This is a genomic window from Paenibacillus maysiensis (assembly GCF_000520815.1).
Taxonomy (GTDB): domain Bacteria; phylum Bacillota; class Bacilli; order Paenibacillales; family Paenibacillaceae; genus Paenibacillus; species Paenibacillus maysiensis.
This window is the reverse complement of sequence record NZ_ASRY01000229.1, coordinates 20,882-27,205: the sequence shown is the minus strand read 5'-3', so window position 1 is coordinate 27,205 and position 6,324 is coordinate 20,882. Positions and strand designations below refer to the sequence as shown.

General features: G+C 42.6%; 5 protein-coding genes. 4 read left to right on the top strand and 1 reads right to left on the bottom strand.

Features of this window, described 5'->3' with window-relative positions; genetic code table 11:
- Positions 1–149 precede the first annotated feature (149 nt).
- The 3 genes from L696_RS29660 (at position 150) to L696_RS0116855 (ending at position 3,351) form a co-directional block, all read left to right on the top strand.
- Positions 150–563, top strand: coding sequence for a transposase (locus tag L696_RS29660; protein ID WP_081750757.1), 414 nt, complete (start codon positions 150–152; stop codon positions 561–563).
- Positions 564–1,164: 601 nt separating this feature from the next.
- Positions 1,165–2,466 (top strand): group II intron reverse transcriptase/maturase, encoded by a 1,302-nt coding sequence (ltrA, locus tag L696_RS0116860; protein ID WP_025684690.1) that lies wholly within the window; start codon positions 1,165–1,167, stop codon positions 2,464–2,466.
- Between the two features lie 351 nt (positions 2,467–2,817).
- A complete protein-coding gene (locus L696_RS0116855; protein ID WP_245233379.1) occupies positions 2,818–3,351 on the top strand; it encodes a class I SAM-dependent methyltransferase in 534 nt (177 codons plus the stop codon).
- A 959-nt stretch (positions 3,352–4,310) separates the two neighbouring features.
- Here L696_RS0116855 and L696_RS0116845 read toward each other — a convergent pair.
- Positions 4,311–4,493 (bottom strand): hypothetical protein, encoded by a 183-nt coding sequence (locus tag L696_RS0116845; RefSeq protein WP_025684688.1) that lies wholly within the window; start codon positions 4,491–4,493, stop codon positions 4,311–4,313.
- A gap of 665 nt (positions 4,494–5,158) precedes the next feature.
- Here L696_RS0116845 and L696_RS0116830 point away from each other — a divergent pair.
- A protein-coding gene (locus tag L696_RS0116830) for an IS3 family transposase (protein WP_155985416.1) occupies positions 5,159–6,285 on the top strand; the annotation gives its coding sequence in 2 pieces (ribosomal slippage) (positions 5,159–5,408 and positions 5,408–6,285; 1,128 coding nt in all).
- Positions 6,286–6,324 lie beyond the last annotated feature (39 nt).

The window sequence follows — 6,324 nt, the reverse complement described above, 5'->3', positions numbered from 1 at the left end:
TTACTGGTAATCTTGACATGCTATTAGCTGGTATAGCTTAATGAGGCCACGACAGTCTAATACTTTGTTTTTCAGTCCACTACTTTATTTTCTTTGAACAGTACACGCGTTTCCGACGCTGGCAGATTGCCGGAATTTGGGATGGAATATTGAAGCACGTTTCCATCACATCTGACTTTGAAAACGATCGTTCGCGTCCAGCAACATGGAGCGGGCGCAAAAGGGGGCAGCAATTCCAAGCGATCGGACGATCCCGAGGCGGAATAACGACGAAAATACATGCGATTGTCGATGGTCTCGGTAATCCTCTTCGTAACGAGTTAACCGGCGGTCATCATCATGACTGTGTAACAGGGCATGAAATGCTTCAGACGATGGGACTTCAAGGGATGAACGTTATTGCTGATCGAGAATATGACATGAATAACATTCTAAACCTCCTCGTTGAGTGTTTGTTTAACAAATTGAAGCACTATCGCAGGCTGGCTACACAATATGACAAGTTAGCCTGCACATTTGGAGCCTTTTTAACGCTGGCTTCTATTTTACTATGGTTAAATTAGTTTTAAAGACACGCTCTAGTCCAGTAACAAAGATATTGCCTCATCCGATCCGCTAAATTAGCGGCTTTTTTTGTTTGCGCGCCTAGCCAAGCTAGACACAACTAACCGGTGAAAGTCCGGTTCAGGTAAGAGCCAAGTCGCCTGGTAGCTGACGGGCAGCTGGTGGAGAAATCCTAAGGCTGAAGCCCCGTGACAAAGTAACTTCTACGGAAGTGCGAGCAAATCCACAGGCCGTAACATGAAGTGAATCCTGCCGCACCGTTAAAAAGAGCCTTTTTTTTTTAGGACAAGAGAGAGCCGAGCCCTGAGACATTGGGCGAAGGCCATGGAACGCGTGAAGCCCTTGGAAGTGCAGCGCGGAAGAACTCTCCGGTGTAAGGGGAACGGTATGTGGAGAAAGCTGAGTCTGGAACTAGGGAGACCCTCCCCCGCACGAAGTTTTTTTTTCGTAAAAGAGTGAACCTATAAGCCCGAAAGGTGAAATGGAGAACTGCGGGAAGGGAGTCGGAGGGGGTCATACTACCGTAGAAATGAGGACAACACAACCTCATGGAGGGAAGGACCCCTGCTTTTGTTCATGTACCGGAGGAGGTAAGAGTCAGTGAATGCCCAAAAGGCTAACTACACCAAAGTGAAAGCTCGACAACTTCAAAACGTACTATACCTGGCGGCCAAGGAGCATCCAAAGCGCCGGTTTCATGCATTATATGACAAGGTTTACCGAGAAGATGTTCTGTGGGAGGCATGGAACCAGGTCAAGGCGAGTGGTGGCAGTGGTGGTGTCGATGGAGTGACACTGGATTACATCACTCAGGAATACGGTGCTGAGCGTTTCGTGGATGAACTGGCGAACAAGCTGAGAAGCGGAACCTATCTTCCACAGCCCGTAAGACGGAAAGAGATTCCGAAACCGGATGGAAAGACCAGACCGCTGGGCATCCCTGTTATCGCAGATCGGGTGGTACAACTGGCTACGAAGATGGTGATGGAACCTGTTTTTGAAGCAGACTTCAAAGATTTCTCCTATGGATTTCGCCCGAAACGAAGTGCGCATGACGCCATTCGCCATATCCGGCGAGCGGTGAGGAAAGGTGTGTACTGGGTGGTGGATATCGACATTCGAGGCTACTTTGATAACATCCCTCACGATAAACTGATGAGACTGGTCGAGCAGCGCATCAGTGATCGGCGGGTGCTGAAACTGATTCGGCAATGGCTGAAAGCTGGATTCGTAAAAGAGGGTCAGTTTCACACCACGACAATGGGATCACCGCAAGGCGGAGTCATTAGTCCTTTGCTGGCGAATATTTACTTGAACTATTTGGATACGATCTGGGAAAAGAAGTTTGCAGAAACGGGAACACTGGTGCGCTACGCCGACGATCTGGTCATCCTGTGTAAAACCAAAGAACAAGCCCACAAGGCGATCGATATCCTGAAGGCGGTATTCGGAAAACTGGAACTGGAGATGAACAAGGAAAAATCGAAAGTGATCCACCTGTGGGGAGCCGAGGAAGGATTCGACTTTCTGGGGATGCATCACCGGAAAATCCCGAAGAAGCTGAAAGGGAACAAAGAAGTCTATGTCCTTCGCAGCTATCCAACCCGGAAAGCGATGAAGAACATGAGGCAGAAGGTTAAAGAAGTCACCGAGCCGAGGAATCGTCTGTACTGGACGATGAACCGGATAATCGAAGAACTCAACCTGAAAATACAGGGATGGAAGAACTATTATGGACTCGATGTCTTTGCGACCAAGTTCCTGAACAAAATCGACTGGTATATCCGAAAGCGACTGACCCTGTTCTGGAATAAGAAACGAAACCGACGTCATAAGCACGGTCAGTCCCGACAGGCAGCAACAATGGCTGAACGGGTAGGACTCAAGAAACTGGCTGGATGAGAGAAAAAAAATCTGTAATGCCAGGAAGAAGAACATCGGAAAGCCGTATGAGGGAAAACCTCACGTACGGTTTGATGAGGAGGGGCTGGGGTTTGCCCAGCCTTTTACTCTACTAAAAGTGCTGGCGCGTCAGTCCGTTTTCACAAAACTTCAACACGGTTTCCATATATCGCAAAACCGAGAAATGGATGGTATAATGAAGGATGATTTAAAGAAATCTGTATTGTAGTGAAGGGATGATTCGTATTGATAGATCACGATAGTCTTGAAGAGTATTGAGACCCGATTAATTATGATCTTGAATTTGGCGGCGAGACTAATAAATACAATTTCTATCTTGATATTGCTAGATTGAACCCAGGCGAGGTTTTGGAACTTGCATGTGCTACAGGATTGAAAACCATTCATTTATCAAAACCAGGGATACATATAACAGGTGTTGATATTTCTTCATCGATGCTTGAATATACGCGGGTTAAAACTCAAGTTTTGCCTGTGGATTTTATTGAAGCTGATGCTCGTACATTCGATTCCGAAAAGCGTTTTTCCATGATTTATTTGACAGGAAATGCATTCCAGGCATTTTTGAGCGATGAGGATCAACGAGCCTTACTCGAAACCGTCTACAAGCACTTAGAGCCAAATGGGATGTTTGTTTTTGAAACACGAAACCCCTTGGGACCGATTTATCCAACCAAGAGGAAAGCATCTGGGGAAAATTTATCGATAAGGATGGAATTAAAGTCAAGGTATCTGGGACACAGTCGTATGATTCAAGTAACCAGATCATGCACTGGGCCACGTTCCGTGATTGGGGATCGGAGAAAACAATTTCTCGAATTGCATGTCGCTTTACTGATAATGACACGCTTCAGCGTTTATTAACGAGCCGCGGCTTTTGTATCGAAAATCAATATTCGGACTGGGATAAAACACCGTTCACTCCTTTATGTCCCTCCATCATTAGTGTTTGCCGACCGCGCGTATGATATCAATGCCATTCGCATGTTTTTGAAGGAACATCAGGCTATTCCAGTGATTCCCGGAAGGAAAAATTCGCCGAGTCATCCTAAAATATGATCGGGACGTTTACAAAGAACGTCATTTGGTGGAATGCTTCTTTAATAAAGTAAAGAATTTATCGTCGTCTGGCGACTCACTATGATAAATTGGCGTGTACATTCAAGTCTTTTTTGGCCTTGGCATCCATTATGGTTTGGCTTGCCTGAGTTTGAAGACAGCCCTAGTCAAGCATTGATATCAGGCCTTTATTCCACGATATTATTTTGGTATGCAAATAGTTCAACAAATATATTACATTATTATCATTCTAATCTACTTTTGTTTCAATATTTTCATGAATCTTGGCATAATAACCCTTTGAGCATTCTTTAATTTGAAATTCTCTATTTTTTTCATATATTTTTATAAGTTGATTTAAAACAAAAATCCTTTGGACAATATTTTCACAAAAAAATCCGAGTTGTCGATTATAGAAGTTAATCTCCTTTTGATATGGATGGCGATGCTTTTGGTTTTTCTCATAAACATCAAGAAGCTTAATATGTAAGTTGTATATTTCTTCAATATTAATCTCAATCCCCTCCTTCTATTTCCATTATCAGTATAACCAAAAAGAAAACGTAACAGACCTTGTGATGTTGCTACAGCCTCTCCGTTTTCTTCCCGGAACGAGTCGGCGACCACCTTCATTAGAAACACGAAATCTCCCACTGGGAGATTCACTCAATAAGAGTTTACACAAAAATCTTGACAGACCCCTACTGAAAAGAACACCTAAATTTATCTACACAGCCTCTCAACGGAGATTAGAAATTGATCTTTCAATCCCAGCCTTCTGTTAGATGCAATTCTCTATTACAGATATCGCATTGAACATAAATAACTGTGCCAAGACTAGTTGGAGTGAATATATAGGAAAACTTTGCTCCCGCTACATCAATCGGTTTACATGAATCCCATTCCTTTATCTTCTTTTCCATTTCATCAGTAATCTCAAATAACATTTGATCTCTCCCCATAATTTTTATTAGTTTGGACATGGTACATTTTAAACTTCAGGAATTTGAATAAACAAGAGATCACTAGTTGCTATAAATTGCTACGCCTTAGCAAGTCGTGTAGTAACTACCTATTTACAAACCTTAACCCTCCTCTAATTATAGAGTATAAATTTCAGCCTTATATACCGGATTCAGCATCTACAGATATATCCCTAAAAAAGTATCGATCCGCGCAACTACTTACGAGGGCTTCTCGATTTTCCTCATAAATCTTTAATAATTGGTTTAATACGAAAATCCGTTGAATTGTTTTCAGCAAACATGGATAGTTGCTTCTTATAATAATCAGTTAATAATCAGTTTTCTTCTGGTAAGCTCCGGAGCACTGTTTGTTTTTTTCATAAATGCTGAGTAATTGTAAATGTAACTTATAAACATCATCATCAATCATTTTGTTGACAACCTCTCTGAAAAACACAGTGTTTTAATAAACCATTGTCTCCACATTTAGATAAATAATACTGCTAACGTATAGTACTCATTTAGTAGAAGCTCTATATATCCAGATATTATTTATCACTAACTTGGATCGGCTACACTCTTCTAGACAGAAAAATTGTGGTCTAATATAGTAGACTACAGACCAACCTAGGAGGAGCAAACGGATCATGACAAAAAAAGAAAGACGTACCTTTAGCGCTGAATTTAAAGCGCAGATGGTTCAGCTCTATCAAAGTGGCAAACCACGCAAGGATATCATTCAAGAATATGATTTGAATCCTTCATCGTTAGATAAATGGGTGAAACAGAGTTCCACTTCGGGATCCTTCAAAGAGAAAGACAACCGAACTCCAGAGGAATTAGAACTCATCGAACTTCGAAAACAGAACAAGCAACTGCTCATGGAGAATGATATTTTAAAGCAAGCCGCGCTGATCATAGGACGAAAGTAAATGTCATTCGCCAGAATAAACATAAATACTCGGTATCAGCAATGTACGACGTCCTAAAACTCCCTAGAAGCACGTATTATTATGAAGAAAACAAAGTGGAAGTGACATCGAAGGATGAGCTTCCCTCCCTGATTATGGACATTTTTCAAAGCAGCCGCCAAAACTACGGTACGCGTAAGATTAAAAAAGAGCTGTATCAGCAGGGCCTTACGGTATCCAGGCGGAGAATTGGACGAATCATGAAGGAACTCGGGTTGGTTTCCTCGTATACAGTCGCCCAGTACAAGCCTCGTCCCACGAGCTGCAATGAAGCCAAGCAAGCGAATGTATTGGACCGAAAATTTGAACAAGAGCAGGCGTTATCTGTCGTCGTAAGCGATCTGACGTACGTCCGAGTGGGTTCATATTGGAACTACGTATGCTTCTTTGTAGATCTGTTTAACCGCGAGATTATCGGCTACAGTGCAGGACCCCATAAGGATGCCAAGCTGGTTTACCGTGCTTTGGCTTCAATTAAGGGCAACCTGAATGACATTCAGCTCTTCCACACCGACCGAGGAAATGAATTCAAGAATAAGCTCATTGACGCTGCGCTGGAGGCTTTTCAGATTGAACGTTCTTTGAGCATGAAAGGCTGTCCCTATGACAATGCCGTTGCGGAAGCCACTTTTAAAATTTTCAAAACGGAGTTTGTAAAGAAACGTCATTTTGAAAGTCTTGCTGAGCTAACCACAGAATTACATGACTATGTACACTGGTTTAACCATATTCGGATTCACGGTTCTCTGGATTACTTGAGTCCGGCTGAGTTCAAGCAGAGGCACCACAAAAAAATTGTCTAGTTTAGTGTTGACAATCCAACTCTTTATAAAACAAAACCC

Bases quoted from the DNA above. Each gene is read 5' to 3' on its own strand.
- L696_RS0116845 (WP_025684688.1), bottom strand. From the start codon at position 4,493: ATGTTATTTGAGATTACTGATGAAATGGAAAAGAAGATAAAGGAATGG.